22 protein-coding genes, 1 tRNA gene and 1 pseudogene are annotated in these 23,417 nt (G+C 54.3%); 13 read left to right on the top strand and 11 right to left on the bottom strand.

Annotation, left to right across the window (positions count from 1 at the left end; genetic code table 11):
- The 6 genes and pseudogenes from MMC1_RS16875 to MMC1_RS22285 form a co-directional block, all read left to right on the top strand.
- Entirely contained in the window at positions 1–1,422 is a 1,422-nt protein-coding gene (locus MMC1_RS16875; RefSeq protein ID WP_011714844.1) for an FAD-binding oxidoreductase, read from the top strand.
- Between the two features lie 158 nt (positions 1,423–1,580).
- The gene (dksA, locus tag MMC1_RS16870; protein WP_011714843.1) at positions 1,581–2,048 is read left to right on the top strand and encodes an RNA polymerase-binding protein DksA; all 468 of its coding nucleotides are present in this window, start codon (positions 1,581–1,583) and stop codon (positions 2,046–2,048) included.
- Positions 2,049–2,176: 128 nt separating this feature from the next.
- On the top strand, positions 2,177–2,518 hold the full coding sequence (gene tnpA / locus MMC1_RS16865; RefSeq protein WP_011712018.1) for an IS66 family insertion sequence element accessory protein TnpA: 342 nt from the start codon (positions 2,177–2,179) through the stop codon (positions 2,516–2,518).
- A complete protein-coding gene (tnpB, locus tag MMC1_RS16860) occupies positions 2,518–2,877 on the top strand; it encodes an IS66 family insertion sequence element accessory protein TnpB (RefSeq protein WP_011712019.1) in 360 nt (119 codons plus the stop codon). The genes tnpA and tnpB overlap by 1 nt, the downstream gene beginning before the upstream one ends.
- Positions 2,878–2,912: 35 nt before the next feature.
- Positions 2,913–4,493, top strand: a complete 1,581-nt coding sequence (gene tnpC / locus MMC1_RS16855; protein WP_011712020.1) for an IS66 family transposase — start codon at positions 2,913–2,915, stop codon at positions 4,491–4,493.
- Between the two features lie 816 nt (positions 4,494–5,309).
- Positions 5,310–5,447 (top strand): annotated as a pseudogene (locus MMC1_RS22285) (IS110 family transposase); the annotation flags it as partial.
- 387 nt (positions 5,448–5,834) lie between these two features.
- Here the strand turns inward: MMC1_RS22285 and MMC1_RS16845 are convergent.
- The 7 genes from MMC1_RS16845 to MMC1_RS16810 form a co-directional block, all read right to left on the bottom strand.
- On the bottom strand, positions 5,835–6,800 hold the full coding sequence (locus MMC1_RS16845) for a hypothetical protein (RefSeq protein WP_143711451.1): 966 nt from the start codon (positions 6,798–6,800) through the stop codon (positions 5,835–5,837).
- Positions 6,781–7,311 carry an ImmA/IrrE family metallo-endopeptidase gene (locus MMC1_RS16840; RefSeq protein ID WP_049757720.1) on the bottom strand — a complete coding sequence of 177 codons (531 nt, stop codon included), beginning with the start codon at positions 7,309–7,311 and terminating at the stop codon, positions 6,781–6,783. The genes MMC1_RS16845 and MMC1_RS16840 overlap by 20 nt, the downstream gene beginning before the upstream one ends.
- A gap of 545 nt (positions 7,312–7,856) precedes the next feature.
- The gene (gene thiE / locus MMC1_RS16830) at positions 7,857–8,501 is read right to left on the bottom strand and encodes a thiamine phosphate synthase (protein WP_011714838.1); all 645 of its coding nucleotides are present in this window, start codon (positions 8,499–8,501) and stop codon (positions 7,857–7,859) included.
- A complete protein-coding gene (locus tag MMC1_RS20575; protein ID WP_011714837.1) occupies positions 8,498–8,896 on the bottom strand; it encodes a PilZ domain-containing protein in 399 nt (132 codons plus the stop codon). The genes thiE and MMC1_RS20575 overlap by 4 nt, the downstream gene beginning before the upstream one ends.
- A gap of 102 nt (positions 8,897–8,998) precedes the next feature.
- Positions 8,999–9,991: an adenosine kinase gene (locus MMC1_RS16820; protein ID WP_011714836.1), complete on the bottom strand. Its 993-nt coding sequence runs from the start codon at positions 9,989–9,991 to the stop codon at positions 8,999–9,001.
- A gap of 43 nt (positions 9,992–10,034) precedes the next feature.
- Positions 10,035–10,859 (bottom strand): 3'(2'),5'-bisphosphate nucleotidase CysQ, encoded by an 825-nt coding sequence (locus tag MMC1_RS16815; protein WP_011714835.1) that lies wholly within the window; start codon positions 10,857–10,859, stop codon positions 10,035–10,037.
- Positions 10,860–11,160: 301 nt separating this feature from the next.
- A complete protein-coding gene (locus tag MMC1_RS16810) occupies positions 11,161–11,661 on the bottom strand; it encodes a rubrerythrin family protein (protein WP_011714834.1) in 501 nt (166 codons plus the stop codon).
- Positions 11,662–11,788: 127 nt separating this feature from the next.
- Here MMC1_RS16810 and MMC1_RS16805 point away from each other — a divergent pair, with 127 nt between their 5' ends.
- The gene (locus MMC1_RS16805) at positions 11,789–12,430 is read left to right on the top strand and encodes an O-methyltransferase-like protein (RefSeq protein ID WP_011714833.1); all 642 of its coding nucleotides are present in this window, start codon (positions 11,789–11,791) and stop codon (positions 12,428–12,430) included.
- Positions 12,431–13,077: 647 nt separating this feature from the next.
- Here MMC1_RS16805 and MMC1_RS16795 read toward each other — a convergent pair.
- Positions 13,078–13,449 (bottom strand): hypothetical protein, encoded by a 372-nt coding sequence (locus MMC1_RS16795; protein ID WP_011714832.1) that lies wholly within the window; start codon positions 13,447–13,449, stop codon positions 13,078–13,080.
- A gap of 198 nt (positions 13,450–13,647) precedes the next feature.
- Here MMC1_RS16795 and cobT point away from each other — a divergent pair, with 198 nt between their 5' ends.
- Both cobT and MMC1_RS16785 read left to right on the top strand, forming a co-directional pair.
- Positions 13,648–14,739, top strand: a complete 1,092-nt coding sequence (gene cobT, locus MMC1_RS16790) for a nicotinate-nucleotide--dimethylbenzimidazole phosphoribosyltransferase (RefSeq protein ID WP_011714831.1) — start codon at positions 13,648–13,650, stop codon at positions 14,737–14,739.
- Positions 14,708–15,502 carry an adenosylcobinamide-GDP ribazoletransferase gene (locus MMC1_RS16785; protein ID WP_160162732.1) on the top strand — a complete coding sequence of 265 codons (795 nt, stop codon included), beginning with the start codon at positions 14,708–14,710 and terminating at the stop codon, positions 15,500–15,502. Before cobT ends, MMC1_RS16785 begins: the two co-directional genes overlap by 32 nt.
- Before the next feature lie 7 nt (positions 15,503–15,509).
- Here the strand turns inward: MMC1_RS16785 and MMC1_RS16780 are convergent, their stop codons facing one another.
- The gene (locus MMC1_RS16780; RefSeq protein WP_011714829.1) at positions 15,510–16,331 is read right to left on the bottom strand and encodes a glycosyltransferase family 2 protein; all 822 of its coding nucleotides are present in this window, start codon (positions 16,329–16,331) and stop codon (positions 15,510–15,512) included.
- Positions 16,332–16,411: 80 nt separating this feature from the next.
- Here MMC1_RS16780 and MMC1_RS16775 point away from each other — a divergent pair, with 80 nt between their 5' ends.
- Positions 16,412–17,587: an aminotransferase class I/II-fold pyridoxal phosphate-dependent enzyme gene (locus MMC1_RS16775; protein WP_227665276.1), complete on the top strand. Its 1,176-nt coding sequence runs from the start codon at positions 16,412–16,414 to the stop codon at positions 17,585–17,587.
- Between the two features lie 98 nt (positions 17,588–17,685).
- Here the strand turns inward: MMC1_RS16775 and MMC1_RS16770 are convergent, their stop codons facing one another.
- Positions 17,686–18,153, bottom strand: a complete 468-nt coding sequence (locus tag MMC1_RS16770; RefSeq protein ID WP_011714827.1) for a hypothetical protein — start codon at positions 18,151–18,153, stop codon at positions 17,686–17,688.
- A gap of 207 nt (positions 18,154–18,360) precedes the next feature.
- On the opposite strand from MMC1_RS16770, the gene MMC1_RS16765 reads away from it, so the two are divergent.
- Together MMC1_RS16765 and MMC1_RS16760 are read left to right on the top strand one after the other, a co-directional pair.
- A complete protein-coding gene (locus MMC1_RS16765) occupies positions 18,361–20,001 on the top strand; it encodes a nitroreductase family protein (protein ID WP_011714826.1) in 1,641 nt (546 codons plus the stop codon).
- Between the two features lie 71 nt (positions 20,002–20,072).
- Positions 20,073–20,148: transfer RNA gene (locus MMC1_RS16760), tRNA-Thr, on the top strand.
- Between the two features lie 451 nt (positions 20,149–20,599).
- Here the strand turns inward: MMC1_RS16760 and MMC1_RS16755 are convergent.
- Positions 20,600–21,778 carry a glycosyltransferase gene (locus MMC1_RS16755; protein ID WP_011714825.1) on the bottom strand — a complete coding sequence of 393 codons (1,179 nt, stop codon included), beginning with the start codon at positions 21,776–21,778 and terminating at the stop codon, positions 20,600–20,602.
- Between the two features lie 595 nt (positions 21,779–22,373).
- Between MMC1_RS16755 and MMC1_RS16750 the strand changes: the two genes are divergently transcribed.
- Positions 22,374–23,330 carry an MJ1477/TM1410 family putative glycoside hydrolase gene (locus tag MMC1_RS16750; protein WP_160162731.1) on the top strand — a complete coding sequence of 319 codons (957 nt, stop codon included), beginning with the start codon at positions 22,374–22,376 and terminating at the stop codon, positions 23,328–23,330.
- The last annotated feature ends 87 nt before the right edge of the window (positions 23,331–23,417 follow it).

The raw sequence follows: 23,417 nt of genomic DNA, 5'->3' as shown, positions 1-23,417 counted from the left end.
GTGAACACCAAGGGTGCCCCACATAGCGGGTCAATGGCCGTGTTAACGGCTCTGCAAGCGCGGCTGGGGGCACACAAGGTGCTGCGGGATGGTGCCCATTTGGAGTCCTACGCCTGGGACAATACTGGCCTGTATGCCCGCCCCGACGGGGTGGTATTGGCGAGCACGTTGCACGATGTCCAGACCACCTTGGCGCTCTGTCATGCACATCGTGTGGCGGTAACACCGCGCACAGCCGGTACTGGCAATGTGGGGGGGGCTTTGGCGGTGGAGGGGGGGATTGTGCTCTCCTTGCAGCGTATGAACCGTATTCTTGAGATCAACCCGGCTGACCGTTTGGTGGTGGTGGAGCCTGGGGTGGTTAATGCCGATTTACAAGATCAGTTATCGGCCCATGGCCTGTTCTGGCCGCCCAATCCTTCCTCTTCAAAAAGTTGTGCTATTGGTGGCAATCTGGCCATGTGTGCGGCGGGTCCCAATGCGGTGCGCTATGGGGTGGTGCGTGATTGGGTGCTGGGGTTGGAGCTGGTCACGGCGGAGGGTAAGGTGATGCGTACCGGCTCGCGCTGCTCGAAGAGCGTGACAGGTTACGATATGACCCGGCTGTTGGTGGGTTCGGAGGGCACGCTGGGCGTGATTACACAGGCGATTCTGAAACTTACCCCAAAGCCTGCGGTCCAACTTACAATGCGCGTTGTTTATGCAAGCGTGACGGCAGCGGCCCAAGCGGTGAGTGCCATTATGGCTGCGGGTGTGCCGCCGTCGGCGCTGGAGTTTATGGATAGCTCCTGTTTGGGGTTGCTGCGCCAAGCGGGCATGGCCATACCGGCCCAGGGTGCCGCTTTGCTGCTGTTGGAGGTGGCCGACGAGGTGACGCGGGTTGAGGGTGAAGTGGCGCGGTTGCAGGAAATTTTACAACGTTACGCGCCGTTAGAGCTGGTGGTGGCGCGGCAGGCTGCTCAGGCTAAGGCGGTGTGGGCGGCTCGCTATGCGCTCTCACCCTTATTGAAAAACTTGGCCCCTAAGCGCGTTAATGAAGATGTGGCGGTTCCGGTTTCGCGTCTACCGGAGCTCATTGAGGGGTTACAACGCATCGCCGAGCGGGTGGATTTGCCCATCGTTAATTTTGGCCATGCGGGTAATGGCAATATTCATGTTAATCTGTTGGTGGACCCGGAAGATTCTGTGGTGATGGCCCGTCTGCCCGATGCGTTGGATCGGGTGTTTGATCTGGTGGTTAAGCTGGATGGTACCCTCTCTGGTGAGCACGGTATTGGTTATCAAAAAAGGGACTATCTGGGTTGGGAGTTGGATGCGGAGAATCTGGCGATGCAGCGGCGTTTAAAAGCGCTGTTTGACCCTAATGGAATTCTAAATCCTGGCAAGCTCTTTTCACCCAAGCCAAGGGCAACCTTGGTGTAAGGGGATAATTGGGCGCGGTATTCACTTTGTGCCTGTCATTTTGGCGTGAAATGGACTAAAGTTCGCCGTTGGCTTAAACGGGTTTGGAACCAAGCTGGGGGTTGCATGGGCTTGGATTCGGTCGAGTCCATTTTGAGGCTCGGGATGGAGGAAAGATAATGAGCGACCAAGGCGTAGCCGAAAAAAAAATTGCGGATATCATTCTGCCAGAAGGGTATACCCCCTCTGAGGATGAAGAGTACATGTGTGAGATGCAGCGGGCTTTTTTCCGGCATCAACTCTTGATATGGAAACAACAGTTGGTGGAAGAGGCTGAAAAAACGGTGCTTGGCATGCATGAGGAGAAGGCTGTCTTTGCGGACCCCACGGACCGGGCCTCGCTAGAGACGGACCGTAACTTCGAGCTGCGCACCCGTGACCGTGAGCGTAAGCTGATTGGTAAAATTGATCGTACCATCCGCACCATTGAAGAGGATGAGTATGGTTTTTGCAGCGGTTGTGGTGTGGAGATTGGCCTTGGCCGGTTGCAGGCGCGTCCCGTAACCGACCTGTGCATCGACTGCAAAACCAAAGAGGAACAGATGGAGCGGGTGCATCGGGACGAGGACGAGTCAGAAGAGGAATAGCATCCGCCCCCTTTATGGGGCTGGTGGGCACCACACAAAAAAAGGGTAAGCGCCCATTTATCCCCAGGGTTCAGTTTGATCTGAAGGTATGTCACGCTTTCTGAAATTCAAAATTTTAGGAGGCGAACATGGAAGACAAATCAATTGAGGCGTCTGTGCTGAGTGAGAAGCAGCGGTACTGGCTGGATCATTTACGCAGTTGTCGTTCTGAGGTCGGCACCATTAAGGAGTACGCTGAAGTCCATAAGCTGAGCCTTCCATCGTTGTATTTTTGGAAGCGCAAGCTGACGCAAATGGGTTTTCTGGAAGAGTCAGGATCAGGCAAGCGACGTTTTCAGCGATTGGAATTGAGTTCAAAGTCTTCAGCAGGGGTCTGCCGGATTCAGTTCCCAAATGGTATGACGGTGGAGTGGTCAGGGAATGGTGGCGAGAGCTTGCTCTCTGTCCTGCGATCTGTGGCAGCCTTGTGATGATGCGCCCATCGCCGGATATTTCTGTCGTCCATCTTTGTTTGGAGCCGGTGGATTTCAGGAAGGGGATCAACGGACTGGCTGCATTGGTGGAGGCAGAACTGGAGTTGAATCCCTTTGATGAGGCTCTGTTCGTGTTTCGCAATCGATCATTGGACAAGGTGAAAATCCTTTACTGGGAACGTAATGGCTTCTGCCTGTGGCAAAAGCGGCTGGAAAAGGACCGATTTCACTGGTTGCGCCAGGGAGGTGCCGCAGAAATCCAAATCACGGGGCGGCAGCTGAATTGGCTACTTGATGGCTACAACCTGGCGGCAATGAAGGGTCACAATAAACTGCATTTTTCTTCGATTGTATAGAGTGTTAAGGCGGTTTTTTTGGTATAATTTCGGCTATGAAAACGCTACCAAAGACACTCCCTGATGACCCTGCCGCTTTGCGGGAAATAATACTTTCCTTGCAGGCTGAAAATGTCCTTTTACAGGACAAAAGCAAGCGTATGGAGCATGAAGCCCAGCTTCTGAGGGAGAAGCTGAATATTCTCATTGCCAAGCGGTTTGGGCGTTCCAGTGAGAAGAGCGATCCCCGTCAGTTGGGTCTGTTCGATGAGGCAGAAGTGACGGCTGCCGAGGAACCTGAAGAGGATGCCGAAGAGATCCAGGTTCCTGCCCATAGCCGCAAAGTGAAGTCCAAAGGGCGCAAGCCATTGCCAGAGTGGCTACCCCGGGTGGATATCATTCATGAGTTGCCTGAGTCGGCATTGGTTTGTGGCCTGGATGGTCACCATTTGGTCGAGATTGGCCGTGAGACCAGCGAGCAACTGGATATTATTCCGGCCAAGGTGCAGGTATTGCGGCACATCCAGATCAAATATGGCTGTCCTCATTGCAAACAGGGCGTGAAGACGGCCCCTACACCCAAACGTCCCATTCCCAAGGCGTTGGCTACAGCTGCTCTATTGGCCCATGTGGCGGTATCCAAGTATGCCGATGGGTTACCGCTCTATCGACAGGGCGCCATTCTGACCCGTGCAGGGATTGATGTCTGTCGAACCACGCTGGCCAATTGGATGATCCAGTGCGGCCAACTGGTGCAGCCGTTGATCAATCTGATGCGGGACAAGATGCTGGATTACGATATCCTGCAGATGGATGAAACTACGATTCAAGTGCTTAAGGAAAAAGATAAAGTTGCAGCCAGCAACTCCTATATGTGGGTACAGCGAGGTGGTCCCCCGGGTAGTCCGGTGATTTTGTTTGATTACGATCCCACACGCGGTGCCGAGGTTCCGAAACGGCTGTTGGCGGGCTATAAAGGCTGGTTGCAAACGGATGGGTATGCAGGTTATCTGGGTGTGGGTGCGCAGGAAGATGTGATCCTGATGGGGTGTTTTGCGCATGCCCGTCGTCAATTCGACGAGGCGATCAAAGCGTTGGGAAAATCCAAAAAAGGCAAGATAGGCAAGGCTGGGCAGGCACTGTCGCTGATCCGGAAACTGTACGCTGTGGAAAAGGATCTGCGTGAGGAAGAGGCTACTCCAGAGCGACGTTACAAGGTGCGCCAGGAGCGTTCCCGCCCCATTATCGATGAGTTGAAAACCTGGCTGGAAGATAATCGAGCAGGGGTGTTACCGAAAAGCAAACTCGGCGAAGCGATGGGATATCTGACCAATCAGTGGTCCTCTCTGATTCGATATCTTGATGATGGACGCCTGGAAATTGACAACAACAGAGCCGAGAACGCCATTCGCCCCTTTGTGATTGGCAGGAAAAATTGGCTCTTCAGCAACTCTGTTCGAGGTGCAAAGGCCTCGGCAAACCTCTACAGTTTGATTGAAACGGCCAAAGCCAATGGTTGGGAGCCCTTCGTCTATCTCACAAAGGTCTTTGAGGGCCTCGCCACAGCGCAAACCGTGGATGAGTTCGACTTGTTGCTCCCGTGGAATTTGAAATCTGCTGCTGAACCGGCAGGGTAGTTGATGGGGATAAATGGGCGCTTACAAAAAAGGCGACACCGTCACATCGGTGTCGCCTTTTTTTGTGTGGTGCCCGTGACACGCACATCCGCTTGGAAGGGGTAACGCCTCTCCTGGCCCCACAAGGGCTGCGTGGGGTTGGCTAATGGGTGGGCGCGACGTGGCAGCAGTACAGAGCGCTTGGTGTTTTGCATGCAGCGAGCAGGTGTTTTTGAATAAGATTGATATGTAAAATGCTGTAAAATTTGAAAGAAATAATGATTCTGTGTGCGCGATCCAGTGGGGTTTATTGAAACCCTTGCGGCGGGAGATCCTTGTCAAAGATGAAAACGGCAGTTAATGGTCACAGCCAGCTTGAAATGCGCGTTCAAAATATGATCAAAGAATAACTTCTCATGAATATAGCATGTTATATTAGGTGACATTATGCACTTAAGGTCATTCCTCGCCGCGATCCTGAGTATCTGGGTTTTTATGGTCGCTGCTGCGCAGGCTGATGGAACAGCAACCGCTGGCCCTGGCAAGGGTACGTTGGTTTACTTGGTCTCGGATGTGCGCATCCCTTTTTGGCGGGTCATGGCCTTGCAGGAGTTCTGGGAGGAGGAGTTCTGGGGACATACACTTAATGAGCGATTAGGAGTGATTACAAATAATGGCGAGATTGGCAAGAGTGGTCATTCCAAGTGTAGCGCACCATATTACGCAGAGGGGTAACCGCAGGCAGGATGTATTTTTTGAGGAATCCGATTATGAGGCCGATTTGAAAGATGTACGTGTTTGGTGTGAAAGTGTATGTCCCCGGAATTCGATCGACGAAGCCAATGGGTCAACGCATTAAGGGAGCGCCGAGGCTATAACATCACCTGTGTGGCGGTAGCCAACAAAAATGCCCGGATATTGTGGGCTCTGTTGGTAAAGGGAGAAAACTATCGTGAGCAAACCGCACATGGATAGCCGTCGAACCGCTGTTAAAAGATTCTGATAAGGGAAAGTGAAGGGGTTGTTCTGAGTTCTCACCGAAGATTGCGAGAGAATAAGTTTTGATGGCATAACGGGTCGAGCCCGGCGTTTTCAAAACCTCACGGGGACAGGGGCCTTCGAGGCCGTGAAACTGACCAGGAGAAAACGCGCGGTTTCCATCAGGGCCAGGGATCAAATAGTCATCCCACCTAAAGGCCGAATAGATGTCTGCATTCGCACCTTGTTTGTGTCAGATAAAAAAATTCTTCTTGCAATTAGGGGGTGGGTCCATAGATGTCCCCGGAACTCCTTTGAACTCCTTTGATCATGAATAAAGTGTATGTCCCCGGAACTCATGAAGCAGCTATGCCGTCTATCAATTTACGATAACTTGCTATTCAATTCTTTTTCAGTTTGTTCGATAGCGTTTTTGACCGCTTGTTCGTCTTTATCTGAACTGATTTGGATGTCTACGGATTCACCGTCCTCAATCGATGGGTGATCATCTGGGACGCTATTTCTAAGCTTTCGGATACACTTTAGATCCTCATCATACCCATCTGGGCGACGCTCATTATCATCTGGGCAAAAAGGAAAAATTAACGGTTTTTGAGCTCTTTCTATAAAGCATTCGCAATACTTGTTGAGATTAGCCGAGTCGATCTTGCTTAATAAGCCGACTGATGTCATTTTCTCAGTCAGGGCATTGTCCATATCCCACCAAATGATTGGATAGTCTCTTCCTCCAAGAACACCTTTTAAAGTCTCTAAGCCATGAAGATAAAAACCATCAGGGCGAGAATCACTCTTTGTGATGTACCAGGCCAAATCTACCGAGATGACCATTTGTTCTCTTGATGCGAATTTAGAGAGACGGAAGCCAGTGTCAATTAATGGGCCTAGATAATCTTCGCCTGTCGGAGTGTCAACAACCGAATTTCCAACAGGAAATCCAGCAAGCCATGCTGTAGCTTTTAAACTTACAGAGTTCCGTGAGTCCTCTATTTCATTCCTGTGCTCTATAACAGCACTTCTAAAGGATTTTAACAAGAAAAGCGCTTGCCAGCTTTTTTTGATTTCTATTGAGTAAATGATTTCATCGCCCATAAATTTCCATGGCGAGATATCTCTATCTACTTGTCTCTCATCTTCTTTTGCGTGGTCAGCAATGCAGGATTTGAACTTTGTGTGGAAGTCGTTGAAGAATGATTCGAAAAAAATAAACCAGGAGTCGTTTGACTTGGTATCAATCCAGTTCTGCTTGAAAGCAGTTGATCCAATCACATCAACGCTCAAAAAGAGCCTGAGTTGTGGCTCTAAGTGTCGGTCAATCGATTGTGTGGCCAAATTCCTGGGCCCTGTAATTTGCAGCGGATTTTGACACTCGGAAATGCCCAGCAATTAGCTCTAGATCTGGATTTTCACCCATTGAATCAAAGAAGGTTAGAAACTGCTCCTTGGGCATTAAAAAAGCTGCAGCAAACGCATCAGCTTGTCTCTCGGCAACTGAGCGCCCTTTTCGAGGAGCTTCAATAGGAACTTCACCCATACGAGAGTGGATTACGTAGTGCCCAAGCTCATGGGCAATAGTGAAGCGATTTCTCAGAGGCCCAGTAAAATTGGCTAGGGTGATCGTAAAATCTTTGCGTGCACGCACCTTTATTGAACCATCTTCGGTATTAAACCATTCAGATGCGTCAGCATATTTCAGCTCGCCGCCAAGTTTGTTTTCAATGATTTCACGAAGGTCACCGCCTGGCTGGTAGCCAACAACCTGTGCGAACTGCTCAGCTAGCTCCTCAATTTTTTGTTTTGATATTTGCGCAGGTTGAACCATAGACTCTTGCCCTGTTGCCATTAGGTCTCCCCAGTACCACAGAATGTCATTGTCAGGTTTGGCTGATCAGACTATGCCTTAACAGCTTAAATCTCAAGATTAAATCAGCTATTAGTCACATTTATGGTTAGTATGACATAAGCGGTACGCAGCATGTCTTCCGCGTTTTCCATCCAATTCCAATATCTTAAATGCTACTAACGTGGCTAGCTCTCTACTTGCTGTTCGAGGTGAGATACCAAGCTCCTTAGAGAGTTCCAACCTGGAGATGCGTTCCATGGCTTGTGCCATGGCGACCGCTTGTTTCTGGCGAGGTGTTAGAGATCCTACTTTGGGCACCACTTTTTCAGTTGAAAATGTAACGTCCCCAGAGATCAGATTCCGCCACACGCGGCCCTCAGTGATCATTTTATTCAAATTACGATATATGGTTGTCTTAGGTGCCTGCAGCTCTGCCTTCAGCTGTGCAAGGCTCGCAGGACCATTCTGGCGCAGGAGTTCCGGGGACATACACTTAATTAGCGATTAGGAGGGGGGCCGCCGAAGGAATGTCGAGCAGCCTTGGTTCATTTATGCACGCGGTGCTGGGCATCGGTTAGGCGCTCGATCCAATCCTCTTGACGCCAAAGGGCGCTGATCATCGCGACACCGGCGGCCCCTGCCTGCATGCAAGGGGTAATGCGATCTTTGCCAATGCCACCAATGGCAATAACCGGTAAGTGAGCAGCCAGATGACACGCCTCGGCCAGGCGTGCGTAGCCCTGTACGCGATAAGTGTTCTGCTTGGTGTCGGTGGTGTGGACCGGGCCAAAACCAATATAGTCACATCCACTCTGACGGGCGAGAGCAATCTCTTCGGCGTTGTGGGTGGATAGGCCAACCCAAGCTTGGTTGCCGAGGATTTGGCGACAAACGGCAACCGGAAGATCCTCTTGTCCAACATGCACCCCATCGGCGGCCAATGCCAGGGCAATATCCACCCGGTCGTTGATGATAAGACGGCAATTGGGCGCGTGGCGGCGAAAAGCAGCGGCCCAGGGCTGCATAAATGCCCACTGTGCCCCCGCTTCTCCCTTACTACGCAGCTGAATAAGCGGTAGCTGTAGGGTATTAAACTGCTGTGCGACCGCTTCCGCCGAAATATGAAATCCCGACTGATCCAGCCACGCTTGATCCAATATGGGGTAGAGCGTATGGGTAGGAAAACTCATAGGCTATCAAACAGCTCCCGGTCAATGCGTTCCGCATCCCCTAGATTTAATGAAACCAGAGTGCGCAGGTGGCTAAAGGATTCTAAATCAATATCCATAAAGCGAATGGCCGCACCCCGATCGGCTTGACTCAATACCACAGTGCCATGCAGCTCAATCACCACATCCCCCAATAGAAGCTCACCACCTACCTCTGTTCCAGCTTCGGGCAGATGTTCTGCAAGAAACAGCATGCCTTTAAGGCTAATATCGTTGAAAGAGCCATCGTAGCTCTGCCCCGAGGCATCCTTGAGCAGTATGGCGTGACGATATTCCACACGGGTATACTGGCGTCGCCCATTGGGGTGTTCAGCACGCTCGGCAATGCGTCGATCATGGGGGGTGTCTGTGTTCATGATGTCAAATTCCTTAAATGAGCGATCACTCTTTCAGCCCATAATAACATAATGACGAAACAAATGTTAGCGGGGAGCGCATGGCTCCCCGCACGGGTCTATTTATGGGACAAACTGGGCCAGAATCTCTTGGGTGCGCGACTTAGGCAAACGCGCCCCCGCATGGGTCACCAGCACGGCGCAACAGCGACAGGCCAGTTGGGCGGCTTTGGTAAAATCCCAGCCTTGGGTGATGCCGTAAAAAAAGGCACCCGCAAACATATCCCCCGCGCCATTCGTGTCGATGGCTTTGGCGGGTTGACCGGCGACCTGGATCTCCTGCTGGCCGTCCCACAGCAGTGCCCCTTCCGCGCCAAGGGTGATCACAAAAGTACGGCTCTGTTTTTTTAGTGCGGCGGTAGCCTGTGCCATGTCGTCGGTTTCGGCAAAAGCCAGGGCCTCTTCGGCATTACAAAAAATCAGGTCTACACCGCTCTCCCCCAACATTTGGCTAAAGCCGTCGCGGAAAAATTTTACCATATTGACATCGGAAAAACTCAGGGCGGTTTTAACCCCGTTTGCCCGTGCCTGTTGCAGCCCTTTTAGGGCTGCGGCCAAGGTGTTGGGTGCTGTAACCAGATACCCTTCAACATAACACCACTGGGCGGTTGTCAGAATAGCGTCGGGAACATCCTCGGGCTGTAGGTCAGCCGAGGCCCCTAAAAAGGTACACATGGTGCGTTCCGCATCGGGGGTGATAAAAACCATACAACTGCCGCTGCTGCCAGCGGGCAGCGTGTGCAGTTGGTGCTGTACACCGTTAGCGGTTAGATCCTGGGCAAAAAAGTGGCCGGTTTCATCTTCTGCAACACGGCAGGCATGAAAGGCGCTCCCCCCCAATTGGGTAAGAGCAATCAAGCTATTGGCGGCTGAACCACCACACGCCCGCAGGGCTGGGGTTGATGCCAAAGCACGGCTAAGTTCGGCTTGGCGCTGCGGATCTACCAGGGACATGCGCCCCTTTTCTTCGCCGATCTGGGTTAGAAAGGACTCTTCTACAGCATAAACTTGATCGACCAGGGCGTTGCCGATACCAAAAACATCAATCTTAGCCATATTTTTTATCTCTAGGGTGGCAGGTTGGGTCCAAAAGGTCTGTTTAACGTCGATCGCGTCCCAAGGGGACATCACGCAAGCGGTTGAGCAGGGGTTCGTGAAGGGGGCCGTTGGTCGCGACAACGGAGCGGGTTTTGGGCTGCGCTTGATTGTAGATAAAGGGTGACCCCTCTTTGTGACTAATGGCACCGCCAGCCTCGGTTACCAACAGATGACCTGCGCAGAAGTCCCATTCATTTTTGGGTGTAAGGGTAAAGGTCATATCATAGCGACCCATGGCTACCAGGGCCAGTTTATAGGCGATGGAGCCCATAGTGGTCAGTTGCAGCTCCGAGGTAAAGCTATCCCACTCGCCGCGTTTGGTTTCGGAGCGGCTGGCCAGGCAGCGAGCGCCTTGTAGGCTGGTGCGGGTGGAGGTATGAATGGGCGTGCCATTTAACTGTGCCCCACCGCCAAGGTGGGCACTAAACATCTCCTGTAAGGCGGGATTGTAGACCACCGCAGCGACAGGTTGGCCGTTATCTACCAGGCCAATGGAGATGGCAAACTGAGGAATGCCAGCTATAAACTCTTTGGTCCCGTCGATGGGGTCCACGACCCATACACGCTGGTTTTTCAGGCGGCTTGGGTTATCCACCGTCTCTTCAGAGAGCCAACCATAGTCGGGCCGGGCGGTTAACAGGGTGTCGTGCAAATAACCGTCGACGGCGAGGTCGGCTGCGGTTAGGGGGTTGTTGATGCCTTTATCCTGTACATTGGCCCCTTCGCCAACGGTTTGGCCCAACCGAAAATGTTGCATAATGGTGTCGTGGCACTGTTGGGCCGCTTGGGTCATCAGTTGGCACTCAATTTCATAAGCGCTAGGCATAGATCCAGTTCCGTTAGGTAGTCTGCGTCACAATTGAAGCATACCCTAAGCCAATGATCTGCATTTGTCAGTGAATTTATTCTTGAGCGGGTGGTGCAGGGGAGCTGCCGCAGCGGCCCGGCAGGGTAGAGAAGCGGAGCTTGGTTGGGTAGGTTTTGTGGGGCTTCGTTGATTTGGCACCCCTTTTGGTTGCGGAGTGTGGCGGGGGGGTAGCGTGGCTGTGTAGGCCACATGTGCGCTATAAAACCTGGTGGCCAAGGCAGCTTTGGGCTGCCTTGCCACACGGTTTGTCAAACATGGGTTAGGCTAGGGCGAGAAACTTCTCCCCTTTGACGCCGCAGACGGGGCAGCTTTCGGGGGCGGGGCCCATTTCGGTATGGCCGCAGACCGGGCAGATGTGGAAGGTTGCCTCAGCAAGATCTTGACCGGCCTTCACCGCTTCGAGCGCTTGGATAAAGAGCTGGTGATGGATCTTTTCCACGGCCATGGCGTGTTTGAAAGATTTAACCGCTTTGCTATTGCCTTCAGCTTCGGCGGCGGCGATAAACTCGGGGTACATGGTGGTGAACTCATAATCTTCACCGGCCATGGCGGCTTCTAGGTTGGCGGCGGTGTCATGTACACCATCAAGCACGCGCAGGTGGGAGTGGGCGTGGATGGTTTCGGCTTCGGCCACGGCTTGGAACAGTTTAGCGACTTGGCTAAAGCCATCTTGTTCGGCCTTTTTGGCAAAAGCGAGATATTTACGGTTGGCTTGGCTTTCGCCAGCAAAGGCGGCTTGTAAATTTTCGGTGGTGCTCATGGGTACGGCTCCTTCTGGATGGGCTGATCGCTGATGTTTGCTTGAGCCCCAAGGTACCCACAATCGACAGATAAGTACAATACTATATAAATATAGACAGCATAGTTAAATGCTATAAGAGGTGTATATGGTTGAGTTAACGGGGGTATGTCGGCGTACGGGTGGTGGGCCGGAGCCGGCGTTATTAGCGCGGGTTGTGGCGGGTTTACCGGGACGGCGCTTTTTGGAGTTGGGTGCGGGCTGTGGGCAGGCATCGGTGCGCTTGGCGGGATTGCGGGAGGGGTGCGTGATTGATGCCTTGGAGCGGCAGTTGGTACTGGTTGAGGAGGCGCGGTTGTTGGTGGCGCGGTATGGGGTGGCGGTACGGGTTATAGCGGGGGATTTACGGGATTGGCGGGGGCTATTGGGTGGGGGTTGTTATGATGGAGTATTTTTTAATCCGCCCTATTTTGAAGCGGGTGCGCATCGTGAGCCGAGGGATCCGTTACGGGCGGCGGCGCGTATGACATTGCATGGTGGGTTGGATGCCTTTTGTGCGGCGGCGTATGGGTTGGTGCGGGTGGGTGGGTGGGTTGTGGTGGTCTATCGTGGGGATGGGGTGGGGGGGTGTGTTGGGGCGTTGCAGGGGGCGGGGTTCTGTGTGGAGCGGCAGATTGTGGTGGAGACGGGGGGGCGGGGTTTGGTGATGATGGTGGCGCGCAAGGGTTGGGTGGGGCCGTGGTATGGGTGTCGTGGGGCTGTGGGGGAGGGGATGTTTAAGGGGTTGTGAATGGCGCCATAACCAGGGAGTCTAATGATTAAAAGGGATTGGGGGGCTGGGGGGAGGCTCTGCTTGCCCACCTAGCGGGTCTGGGCAGCGCCCAGTGGGGTTCGGGGCGAAGCCCAGAGATCTTTTGATCGTTTGATTTTTTTTAGCTCCGCATCGGTTGGACAAGGGTGCAGGGGCTTTTTTAGGCGAGCTGGGGTTTTGTAGGGACGTGGTACGGGGCGTCGGGTAGCGATGCCACGCGCCAGCGTGGCGGGCGGATGGGCACACGGGCGCAGGGGGAAAAACTTTGCATCCCCCAACCCCAGCCCGGAACGAACCCCCGCTGGGGCATTTGGCATACCCTACTGGGGAAAATTGAAAAAACCCCCAATTTTCCCCAGTAGGGTATTAAAAGGCTGGCTCGCTGGTCGCTAAGCGGCAAAAAGACGCAGCTTAGCTCCCCTAGCGCAGGGCGAGCCAAAAAGAAAAAGATCAAAAGCAAAACCCTGGTGGGAGACAGAGAACGTCTCCCCCCAGCCCCCCCTCTAACCTTTTTCTAAGCATAGAAACCACACCGTTCGGTGCCGAGCCTTGAGAACATGCAAAAAGATCAAAAGAGTAAAAGCAAAACCCAAGGGGGAGAGAAAACCCCTCCCCCCCAAAGCTTGTTAAGCCGCCTCGTCAACCGCACCACCAACCGCAGGCAATAAACCAGCCTTCTGCAACGCCGCCTTAAACGCCTTCATCTGTGCCTTCTCAATGCGCGACTCAGCCTCTTCACGGGCTCGACGAATGGTATCGCCATCCACCTCGCCACCCCGGGCCCGCTCAATGAGCCCCTGAAAACGAGCCATTAACAGACCCGTCGGCTCAACCGCATCATACAAACGCATCATCAATTCAGACCCAGTCGCAGACATCTTGCACTTGCCATCCAAAATTTTAAGGGCAATGGCACAAATGCAATCATAATCTTGCTCGTTAAACACAACGTGCTTTAACCAAACCTGAAACGGGTCACTCATACTCAAACTGGACATGGCCACTCAAACTCAACAAAGGGTGAATACCAAAACCGCAACCCTAACCTCTAGGCAAACGGGATGCCATATATAAGCATTTGATAATAGGTGGTCAAGGGAATGCATGGTCCGTCACTTTTGCAACAAGCCTTCCCCTTTGCACGAAACACCACAAGGGCCGTGTAAGGTTCCCTATCCCCCTAGGGGCGTGCTAGCATGCAGAGCACCATAACCCTCAGCATAGGTATCACCATGCAACCCTCTTCATGGTTTCAAGCCCCCCCCAAAGCCCTGGATCAACACACCCAGCACATCGCCCAACAACGCCAGCTCAAACTGACCAAACCCCCCGGCTCACTGGGGCGGCTAGAGAGCCTTGCCATCACCTTGGCCGCCATGCAAGGTAATCCTCAACCCACCTTGAATAAAGTGGGCATCGTTATTTTTGCCGCCGATCATGGCGTGGCCGCCCATGGCGTATCCGCCTTTCCCCAGGCCGTTACTGTAGAGATGATCCGCAATTTCTCCCGTGGGGGGGCTGCCATCACTGTGCTGGCCCGCCAACTGGCGGCCCAACTCACCGTGGTGGATGTAGGCGCGCTCTCTGATGTAGGACCTCTGCCCGGCGTGATCAGCCGACGCTGTGGGGCTGGAACTGCCGATTTTCGTAGCCAACCCGCCATGCAGCCCACGACCCTGGCCCAAGCTATGGCCGCTGGCTGCGAACAGATTGAACAACTCCACCACAGCGGCGGTAACCTGTTTATTGGCGGCGAAATGGGCATCGGTAATACCACCTCCGCCAGCGCCCTGCTCTGTGCCTATGCCCACATCGAACCCCAACAAGCCGTGGGACCAGGAACCGGTGTGGATGCCGCAGGCCTGCAACGTAAAATCGCCGCCCTACAGAGCGCCCTGGCTTTCCATCAAGGGGTGCTGCACGATCCCCTGGCCACCCTGCAATGTTTGGGTGGCTTTGAGATCGCCGCCCTCACCGGTGCCTACATCCGTGCCGCCCAACTGGGTATGCCGGTATTGGTGGATGGCTTTATCTGTAGTGCCGCAGCGCTGGCCGCTCAACGCCTCTGCCCAGGGGTGGAGGGGTGGTTTTTCCTCGCCCATCACTCCGCTGAACCCGCCCATGCCATCCTGTGCCGCATGTTGGGTAAAGAGCCTCTGCTCAACCTTGGCATGCGCTTAGGGGAGGGCAGCGGAGCCGCCATGGCGGTGCCCCTCTTACGTATGGCCTGTGCGCTCCATAATGAGATGGCCACCTTTGCCCAAGCTGGGGTCTCCGGCGGTGCGTGAAGGGTGGCAACAGCAGATCTGGTGGCCCCTCTGTAGTGCCGTCAGGCTGCTCAGCCGTCTACCCTTTCCCCAACCCGGTGGCTGGTCGGGAGAGGTGCAGGGGCGGGCGGTGCTGTTCTACCCCCTTGTGGGTATGGTGATTGGCGGGTTGGTGGTGCTGCCCCTGTGGCTGCTGGGCGATACCCTGCCCATGCTGGCCGCCGCCCTGGCAACCCTGCTGTGGGTATGGCTCACGGGTGGTTTGCACCTGGATGGTGTGGCCGATATGGCCGATGGTTGGATCGGTGGGTTGGGCAATCCCCAACGCACCCTGGAGATTATGAAAGATCCCCATATTGGCCCCGCCGGTGTGATGAGTCTCGTCATGCTGCTGCTGCTCAAGTTTACCGCACTGCACGCCTTGCTTACCCTGCAACTCTCGCTGTGGGCGGTGGTGCTGGCCCCCATGCTGGCCCGCTTAGCGGTGGGCCTGCTGTTTTTAACCACCCCCTATGTCTCCCGTCAGGGCATGGGCCAAGCCCCAGCCCACCATCTGCCCAAACCCTGGCTGGTTGTGGTGCTGGCGTTGGCATGGTTGGGGCCACTGCTGCTGCAAAGCGCCTTTTGGCCCATGCAGGGCACGGTTATCCTGGTGTGGTGGCTTATAAGAGCCAGCAGCCATAAGCGGATCGGCGGGTTTACCGGTGATGTAGCCGGTGCCCTGGTGGAGTGGAGCGAGGTGAGCATGCTGGTGGTGCTAACCAGCGCCGAGGCCATGGTATGAAAAAAACCTATACCATGATGGAGGCAAAGCCCTGTTTTTGCAGGATGGCATCAATCTTTTCCACCGGCCATTTTTGATGATAGAGCGCCTTGTTAAAATGGCGGCTGCGATCATAGACAGCCTGCTCCAAATGGGGCATGGAGGCGCTGTGGAGATGCATAAAACGGGCAGCAGGTTCATAATAGACTCGATAGCCTGCCTGAGAGATGCGTAGGGAGAGATCGGTATCCTCCATAAATACAATGTCATACTCTTCATCAAAAAAACCAACTTCGGCAATAACCGCGCGGTCCAATACCACACCGGTCCCCATGAAGGAGTGTAGCGGGCTGGCTTGGTGGACCCGGGGGTCATGCATGGGTAGGTTGGGTAGACGGTAGATTGCCTCCCCCTTGGCATTAAATTGTGAGCCGCAGGTCTGCACGCTCCATTGATCGACCCCTTGCTCGGCGCTGGGCAGCACAATTAACCCCTGCACAGCCCCACACTTTTCAACTTGGGCAAAGCGGTTATGCACCGCGCCTAACCATGGGGCGATGGGAAACATGTCGCTGTTAATCAGGGCGATATAGCGACCCTTGGCCTGGGCTAGGCCGAGATTGTTGGCCCGGCCAAAACCGAGGTTGGTCTTATTGCGGATCACCTGAATACGGGGATCTTGGCTTAGGGCGGCGTAGGTGGCATCGGTCTGGGGTTCCCAGGAGCCATTATCAATCAAAATAATTTCAAAGGGGGTCTCGGTAAATTGAGTGAGGTATTGTATGGAGGTCGCCATAATGTCAATGTTATTGAAAACTGGCATTAAGATGGAGGTTAGGGGCTGGGACATGGTGGCCTCGATGCTGGGAAAATAGGGGATGTTGCTAAACGGGATGCAACCTCAAGGCCAGATGGGTAAGGATGATGGCGATGCAGTGGGCAAAAAAAATAGCGCAAATTCAGCCGTTTTATGTGATGGAGATGCTCGCAAAAGCCAAAGCGTTGGAGGCCCAAGGCCGCCATATTGTGCGCATGGAGGCCGGTGAGCCCGATTTTACCACCCCCGCTCCCGTGTTGGCGGCGGCCCGGCTGGCGTTGGATGAAGATCGCACCCGCTACACGCCATCCCTGGGCATACCGGAGCTGCGGGCGGCCATCGCGCAGTGGTATCAAACCCGTTATGGGGTGGCGGTGTCACCCCAGCGGGTGGTGGTAACGCCGGGTACCTCGGGGGCGTTTCAACTGATCTTTGGTCTGCTGTTGGATGCCGGGGACCGGGTGGCGCTCTCCGATCCGGGTTATCCCTGCTACCCAAACATGGTGCGCTTTGTTAATGGCGAGCCGGTGGCGATCCCGGTTTCACCCCAGAGCCACTATCAACTCTCTGCCGAGTTGCTGGTGGAACAGTTGGCTCCCCAGCATGCTCGTGGTTTAAAGGCGGCGATTGTAACCTCCCCCTCCAACCCCACGGGCACCTTGATTCCCGATGCCCAGATGCAAACCCTGTTGAGTGCCGTAGAGGGGCAGGGGGGGTATGTGATCTCCGATGAACTCTACCACGGCATTACCTATGGGTGTAAGGCGCGTACGGCCCTGGAGTTTTCTGAAAATGCTATTGTTATTAATGGCTTTTCAAAATATTTTGGGATGACAGGCTGGCGTTTGGGGTGGATGATTGTACCCCCTTCGGCGGTACGGGGCATTGAGATGTTATCACAAAATCTCTTTATTTCGGCCCCCACCATTGCTCAGTATGCGGCGCTACAAGCGTTTGATTGCGCTGGGGCTATGGATGAACAGGTAGCCCGCTACGATCTTAACCGGCGCTACCTGTTAACGGCGTTGCCCAAGTTGGGTTTTGGCATTGGGGTTGAGCCCAAGGGGGCCTTTTATATCTATGCGGATGCCACACAGGTTTTAAGCAAAACCGGTCTGGCCAATGGCGAGGCGCTCTGTATGGCGGCCCTTGAGCAGGCGGGTTGCGCCTTTACCCCAGGGTTGGATTTTGGCCGTTACCGCAGCCATGAACATGTGCGGTTCTGTTATGCAGCGGAGTTGGCGCAGCTAAAAATCGCCATGGAGCGGCTCGCAGCGTGGTTGGGTTAAGGCAACCTTATGCTTGGGTTTGGGTGTTATGCGGTAAGACCAACAAAGCCCCGGCGTTGGGCAGCGCCGGGGCTTTGTTGCAGGGGGTGGGCTTGCCTTTACCAAGGGTAACCAACGGCCTTTTTTTTCTTCTTTTTTTTCTTCTTTTTCTTGGGGATGAAATCGTCGTCATCCTCATCATCGTCGTCATCGTCACCCAGGGGTTGCATGAGCACCATGGGTTCGCTGCTCTCTAAAATCGGGGTATCGTCGGCGAGGTCAGCCTGTAGGGCGGCGGCCAGCTCTTTTTCCCGGTTGAGCGCGGCGGCCAGTTGCATGCGCAACATGGCGATACGGTTATCTTTTTGGCCTAAGAGCAAAAACACAGCGCGCATCAGTTGGGGCACTGTGAGCTGTAGCTCCGAGGCATCTTGATCGGTGTCCAGTTCCAGACCCGCAGCGGCTAAAAAACGCAGCATGGCATCGGGGGTAATACCGGCTAACCAAGCGGCATCTTTAAGGGATAACTCGGGCAGATCGGCGTTGCTCTGCGGTCCTGAACGCAATGGGGTGTCCATCGATTGCATGGGATAAAACCCTCTCTATACGGTCGCATGCCCCGGCGAGGCAGGCGTCTTTGCCAACAAAACGGGGGCATTATGCCACAGCCTAGGGCGCGGACCAATGAAATCCCGTGCATCTTGGTGCTTTCCTCTGTAGGGGTGGGGAACTTATGCGCCACCCGTTTTTCTGAAAGAGGGGGAGATAATCATGCTGCTTGCAGGGGTTAAGGGATGACGATGGATGCTATTGTACGCTATCACCAACAGACCAAACATCGCACGGATCGCTATGCGGCCAGTCCAGAGTTTATGGATTGGGATACCCAACCCAATCCCTTTCGGCACTATATAGGGGCGCCTCGGTTGGCGTTGCCGCGCCAAGCTATGCAGCAGCAGAGGCCCTTTTGTCACGTTCATCAACCTCGGGCTAAGGCGGAGCCTATCACCCCATACAACATAGCGGCGGTATTGGGTCTGACCTTGGGTCTGGCGGCATGGAAGGCGATTCCCCATAGTGAACAGCGTTGGGCCTTACGCTGCAACCCCTCAAGCGGCAACCTGCATCCTACGGAGGGCTATCTGGTGATTCCCGCCCTGGGGGATGAGCATATGGCGCTACCTGCCGGGGTTTATCACTATGACAGCTATGGGCATGCCCTGGAACAGCGGCTGGTGGTGGCTGCGGGGCAGCCCTGGCTGAGGCATGAGCAGCCGGGTTTTGTGGTGGGTTTTTCCTCCATATTTTGGCGGGAGATGTGGAAATATGGGGAGCGTGCCTACCGTTATTGTCAGTTGGATATGGGTCATGCGGTGGCGGCATTAAGTTATGCGGCGGTGACGATGGGCTGGCGGGTGCAGGTGTTGGATGGGGTGGGGGATGCCACCATTACCCAGCTGTTGGGGTTGCCCACGGCGGCGTTACAGAAGGGTCAGCCCGAGCCAGAGCATCCGGATTTGTTGGTGTGGGTTTCCCCTTCTGGGGTGGGGGCGGAGCTGGTTCAGGAGCAGGTGGTGGCGTGGGCGCAAAGTGCCCTGCGGGGCGTGTGGCAGGGCAGCCCAAATGTGCTGAGCCCGCGCTATATGCACCGCTGGCCGATCATTGAAGAGGTGGCGCAGGCCGCAGAGCGTCCTCAACGTAGGGTAGAACTCGCAGAGATTGGGCTACCCCATTGGCCGCCGTTGGCGGCGGGTCCTTGTACAAAAACGTTGTCGCAGGTGATCTATCAGCGACGTTCGGCGCAGCAGTTTGATGGTAAAACGGTGCTGGATCAGGCGGGTTTTTATCGGATTTTGGATGCCCTGTTGCCCCGCCCTGGGGTGGCGCCTTGGGACAGTCAGAGCTGGCCGGTGGCCCTGCATCCCCTTATTTTTGTGCATCGGGTGGCGGGGTTGGCAGCGGGGCTCTATCAGTTGGTGCGTCATCCGGATGCCTTGGCGGAGTTAAAGCAGGCGTTGTCCGCCGATTATGTGTGGCAAACGGTGGAGGGGTCTCCAGAGCATCTGCCCCTCTATCGGCTGATGAGCGATGATCTGCGCATGTCGGCGATGATTGTGAGCTGCAAACAGGCCATAGCGGGGGATTCGGCCTTTAGTATGGGCATGTTGGCGCAGTGGCAGCGGGGTATGCAGATTGGGGCTTGGCACTATCGCAATATGTATTGGGAGGCAGGCATGTTGGGGCAGGTACTCTATCTTGAAGCGGAGGCTGAAGGGGTGCGGGGCACGGGGATTGGCTGTTATTTTGACGACCTCTTTCACGAGCGGGTTGGGGGTCTGCAAGGCATGGCTTGGCAGAGTCTTTATCATTTTACCGTGGGCACACCGTTGGAGGATGTGCGATTAACCACCGAGCCCCCGTATGGTCATTTGTAACATTGCCAGGGGTGGGGTTGAATGGTCTTGACATCCCCCCGCCCACTGAGGTAGAAAACGGGGTTCATCATGCCCACATGGCTCAATTGGCAGAGCAACGGATTTGTAATCCGTAGGTTGGGGGTTCAATTCCCTCTGTGGGCACCAGACAAATAACGGCTTGCGTCGATTTAGATGCAAGCCGTTTCTGTTTGTGTGTAATTCCTGTGTAATCGTGTCAGAAAATTGGTCAGGCACCGGCTTGGTATCTCTGTTCCAAACGCTCATGAGGTGCGATTATGGGCGTTCAAATGTCTAATGATGGGTGATAGATGCATAAATGGACATGGGAACTACATGGATTTAAATAGATTTTAAAGCAGTGTTGAAATAAGCTTTCCGTCGCATTCTTATTTGTACAAGGGCGACCAAATGCAGCAAATTTCACAAGGGGAAGTCATCGGCCACCTCATAAGGGATAACCCTTGGTGGATCTCTTCATACTCAGCAGAAGAGGCCGCACACCTCGCAAGAGGAGAGCTTACTTTCCCAGTTTCTTACGCACCTGTCCACCTTGGTTTATAAGTGCATGGCTGATCTCCCCAGCAAAGTGGTTTTGTCAGCTCTCCTTGGGCGGTTGGTTGGTTTCAGGGGGGCTCCCTGCCATGAGCGCTTGGTAACAAAGATGATAGGCTGTCACAACCTGATCAATATCAAAATGGCCCACAATCTGCTCACGCGCCCGCACACCAAGAGCCTGCCGCTCTGGCGGGCTCAATAGCAGCATCCGCTGCATGGCCTCCCCCAGGGCGTGGGCATCGCCAGCAGGCACGATGCTGCCCGTGTCGCCAATAACCAGACGATGATCCCCAGAATCCGTTGAGACACACGGTACGCCGCAGGCCATCGCCTCCCCAATAAAATTGGAAAATCCTTCCCCCTCAGAGGAGGCCAATACCGCCGCGTCCAATCCAGGGAGCCACTGCCCCACATCTGTCAACTCCGCCAAACGCAGCACATGATCCTGTACCTGCAACCGATCCACCAACTGGTCCATCTCTGCACAGTCAAGCCCGCGCCCCACCAGCAGCAGATAGGCGTGTGGCTGACGCTGGTGTAACCATTGAAAGGCGTGCAACAGGCTTTTATGATCCTTACAAGGGTGATAACGGGCAAAACAGCCAAACAGAAAAGCCCCCTCTGGTAGCTTGAGTTGCTCCCTTAAGCGGCGCGGTGCGTGGGGGTTGGGTTGAAGTTTTTCCAAATCAAACCCATTGGCTATATAGTGCCACCATGAGGGCGTGTAGCCCAACTGCTGCAACTGCTGCTTGCCCGCATGGGCGTTGTGGAGCATGCCATCCATGCGGGAAGAGAGAAAGCGATTCAGCCGCACCAAAATATAATCCAGTCCCCCCAAACTCTTGAGCGAAAGGGAGGAGGTGCGTAGATTGCATATCAAGCGTGGAATGCCCGTCCATGGTCGTGTCAGCAGCGTAAGAAAATCCGCCACAAACAGCCAACTCACCACAATATCCGGTCGAGCCTGTCGAATGCATTGCACAAAACGCCAAATCACCCATGGGTTGGGACGCTTTAGATCCATGCCCAAATGCTCGACCTTAATGCCCGCTTCGGCAAAAATTGGGCTTAACCGGTCCGGTTTGCCCAGGCACAGCACCTGTTGATCAAACTCTGGGCTAGCCTGCCCCGCATGCAGCAATTTAAACAGCATCCATTGACTGCCGCCCGTATTAAGCTTGGGTATAACATGCAAAATGCGACAGTGTGGTTGCTCCATCTTACATCCCCCGGGCTTGCGGCCTAGTATGTTGACCAGTAGCAAATGCCTATAACGGTCGTTTTAGCCGTCAATGAAAAAGAGCGGCTTGAGCAAGGGCCTGCCAAACAGGCCCTCATAGAAAAATGGCTCTATGGTAAGAACCACAAGCCTAGCGCGTCAACGTCTTAGTAGGGGGGTGCGCACCGCCCCATAGCCCTAACCTAAGGCGCTCTGCTTGTGGGGTACACCCGTTCAGCCCAGGTTGAAGGGGGATTCCTCGGCAAGAAAAGGGGCCTAGCGTGTACACCCTAAGGCAATGTGTGTTAGCTTTAAGGTTAGGCCAATTGGTAGGTATGGATTGGTTGGTAGCTGCAAAATATAGGGTAATTCCATGGGGTTGATGTTGTTTTGCTGGATGGGTGGCCGTATGTGCACAAGGGTTGAGTTGGCGTTAAGTCTGCTTGGTATCGGCTATCCGAACAAAAGGTTGGGCGGTTATGGTGCGGCACCGAGGGGGTTTAGACAGGTTGGCGTGTGGCAGCCGAAGGAGCGATCGTGGCGCGTAACCGGCACACCTTGGATGGTTTTTTTTGCGCTTATAATGGGGGGGAGCATGGGGGTCGAACCGCTGCAAGCAGCTCAACGGGACTGGCTCTATCAACTGCAAGGGGCGGAGCCTGCGGCCATTTGTAAGACGCGTTTTCCGTTAGTGGTGATGGACCCGGCTCGCCACGGGGATGCCAACAGCCGCTATCACCAAAAAGAGATCGACCAACTTACCGCCTGCGGAACCGTGCCGGTGGCTTATCTCTCTATCGGCGAGGCCGAGGATTACCGGGGCTATTGGAATCCAGCCTGGGTGACGGAAAAAGGGGGCAACCAGCGCACCGAACAGGCACCAGTTTGGTTGGGTAAAACCAACCCTAACTGGCCGGGTAACTATAAGGTGCGCTATTGGCACCCCGCATGGTGGCAAGATGTGCTTAAACCCGAGCTGCGGCGAATTGTGCAACAGGGCTTTCGCGGGGTCTATTTGGACATCATTGATGCCTTTGAATATTGGCCTGACCCAACCTTGCAAGGGCTACCCCAAGGGCATGAAAAAAGGGTGGCAGACGATCCCGTGGGCAATGAACGTGAAGCCGCGCAGCGTATGATCGCCTTGGTCAAACGTATCGCCCAAACCGCCCGGGAGATGGGGGGGGATGGTTTTTTGATTATTCCCCAAAATGGCGAGGCCATTATGGATTATGACTGGGGCGGGGATTATCTGGCGGCCATCGACGGTATTGGGGTAGAGAGCCTGTGGTATGTGCGTACCGCACAACAGGATGATAAAGCTTGGTTGCACAAACGGTTAAAACGGATATGGCGTATTGCAGCGGCACCGGGCAAACGGGTCTTTTCGGTGGATTATGTGGATAATGGCCACCCTGAGGATGCCGCGAATCTGGCACGTATCCGGGAGTATCAGCGACGCTGTTTTAAAGAGGGTTTTCACTGTTACGCGGCCCGTGATAATCAAGCGCTGGATGTCATGAACATCATACCCGGTTATCAGCCAAAATAGTGGAATGAATGGCCGGTCAAAAGGGTTATTTGATTGTGAGTATGGATATAAAATGATTACACTGAGAGCATATCACTCCATTTGAGC

Origin of the sequence: Magnetococcus marinus MC-1, assembly GCF_000014865.1 — a bacterium.
GTDB lineage: Bacteria > Pseudomonadota > Magnetococcia > Magnetococcales > Magnetococcaceae > Magnetococcus > Magnetococcus marinus.
Note: the sequence above shows the minus strand (reverse complement) of the source record. Positions and strands in the feature narration are given on the sequence as shown.

What these genes read in the sequence shown, in the direction of transcription:
- MMC1_RS16780 (WP_011714829.1), bottom strand. Translation starts at nt 16,331, where the DNA reads ATGTCCCAGCCCCTAACCTCCATCTTAATGCCAGTTTTCAATAACATT.
- dksA (WP_011714843.1), top strand. Translation starts at nt 1,581, where the DNA reads ATGAGCGACCAAGGCGTAGCCGAAAAAAAAATTGCGGATATCATTCTG.
- MMC1_RS16820 (WP_011714836.1), bottom strand. Translation starts at nt 9,991, where the DNA reads ATGGCTAAGATTGATGTTTTTGGTATCGGCAACGCCCTGGTCGATCAA.
- MMC1_RS16770 (WP_011714827.1), bottom strand. Translation starts at nt 18,153, where the DNA reads ATGCAATCGATGGACACCCCATTGCGTTCAGGACCGCAGAGCAACGCC.
- tnpB (WP_011712019.1), top strand. Translation starts at nt 2,518, where the DNA reads ATGATGCGCCCATCGCCGGATATTTCTGTCGTCCATCTTTGTTTGGAG.
- MMC1_RS20575 (WP_011714837.1), bottom strand. Translation starts at nt 8,896, where the DNA reads ATGAACACAGACACCCCCCATGATCGACGCATTGCCGAGCGTGCTGAA.
- MMC1_RS16810 (WP_011714834.1), bottom strand. Translation starts at nt 11,661, where the DNA reads ATGAGCACCACCGAAAATTTACAAGCCGCCTTTGCTGGCGAAAGCCAA.
- MMC1_RS16840 (WP_049757720.1), bottom strand. Translation starts at nt 7,311, where the DNA reads ATGGCAACAGGGCAAGAGTCTATGGTTCAACCTGCGCAAATATCAAAA.
- MMC1_RS16775 (WP_227665276.1), top strand. Translation starts at nt 16,412, where the DNA reads ATGCAGTGGGCAAAAAAAATAGCGCAAATTCAGCCGTTTTATGTGATG.
- MMC1_RS16815 (WP_011714835.1), bottom strand. Translation starts at nt 10,859, where the DNA reads ATGCCTAGCGCTTATGAAATTGAGTGCCAACTGATGACCCAAGCGGCC.
- MMC1_RS16805 (WP_011714833.1), top strand. Translation starts at nt 11,789, where the DNA reads ATGGTTGAGTTAACGGGGGTATGTCGGCGTACGGGTGGTGGGCCGGAG.
- MMC1_RS16795 (WP_011714832.1), bottom strand. Translation starts at nt 13,449, where the DNA reads ATGTCCAGTTTGAGTATGAGTGACCCGTTTCAGGTTTGGTTAAAGCAC.
- thiE (WP_011714838.1), bottom strand. Translation starts at nt 8,501, where the DNA reads ATGAGTTTTCCTACCCATACGCTCTACCCCATATTGGATCAAGCGTGG.
- tnpA (WP_011712018.1), top strand. Translation starts at nt 2,177, where the DNA reads ATGGAAGACAAATCAATTGAGGCGTCTGTGCTGAGTGAGAAGCAGCGG.
- MMC1_RS16750 (WP_160162731.1), top strand. Translation starts at nt 22,374, where the DNA reads ATGGGGGTCGAACCGCTGCAAGCAGCTCAACGGGACTGGCTCTATCAA.
- tnpC (WP_011712020.1), top strand. Translation starts at nt 2,913, where the DNA reads ATGAAAACGCTACCAAAGACACTCCCTGATGACCCTGCCGCTTTGCGG.
- cobT (WP_011714831.1), top strand. Translation starts at nt 13,648, where the DNA reads ATGCAGAGCACCATAACCCTCAGCATAGGTATCACCATGCAACCCTCT.
- MMC1_RS16765 (WP_011714826.1), top strand. Translation starts at nt 18,361, where the DNA reads ATGACGATGGATGCTATTGTACGCTATCACCAACAGACCAAACATCGC.
- MMC1_RS16755 (WP_011714825.1), bottom strand. Translation starts at nt 21,778, where the DNA reads ATGGAGCAACCACACTGTCGCATTTTGCATGTTATACCCAAGCTTAAT.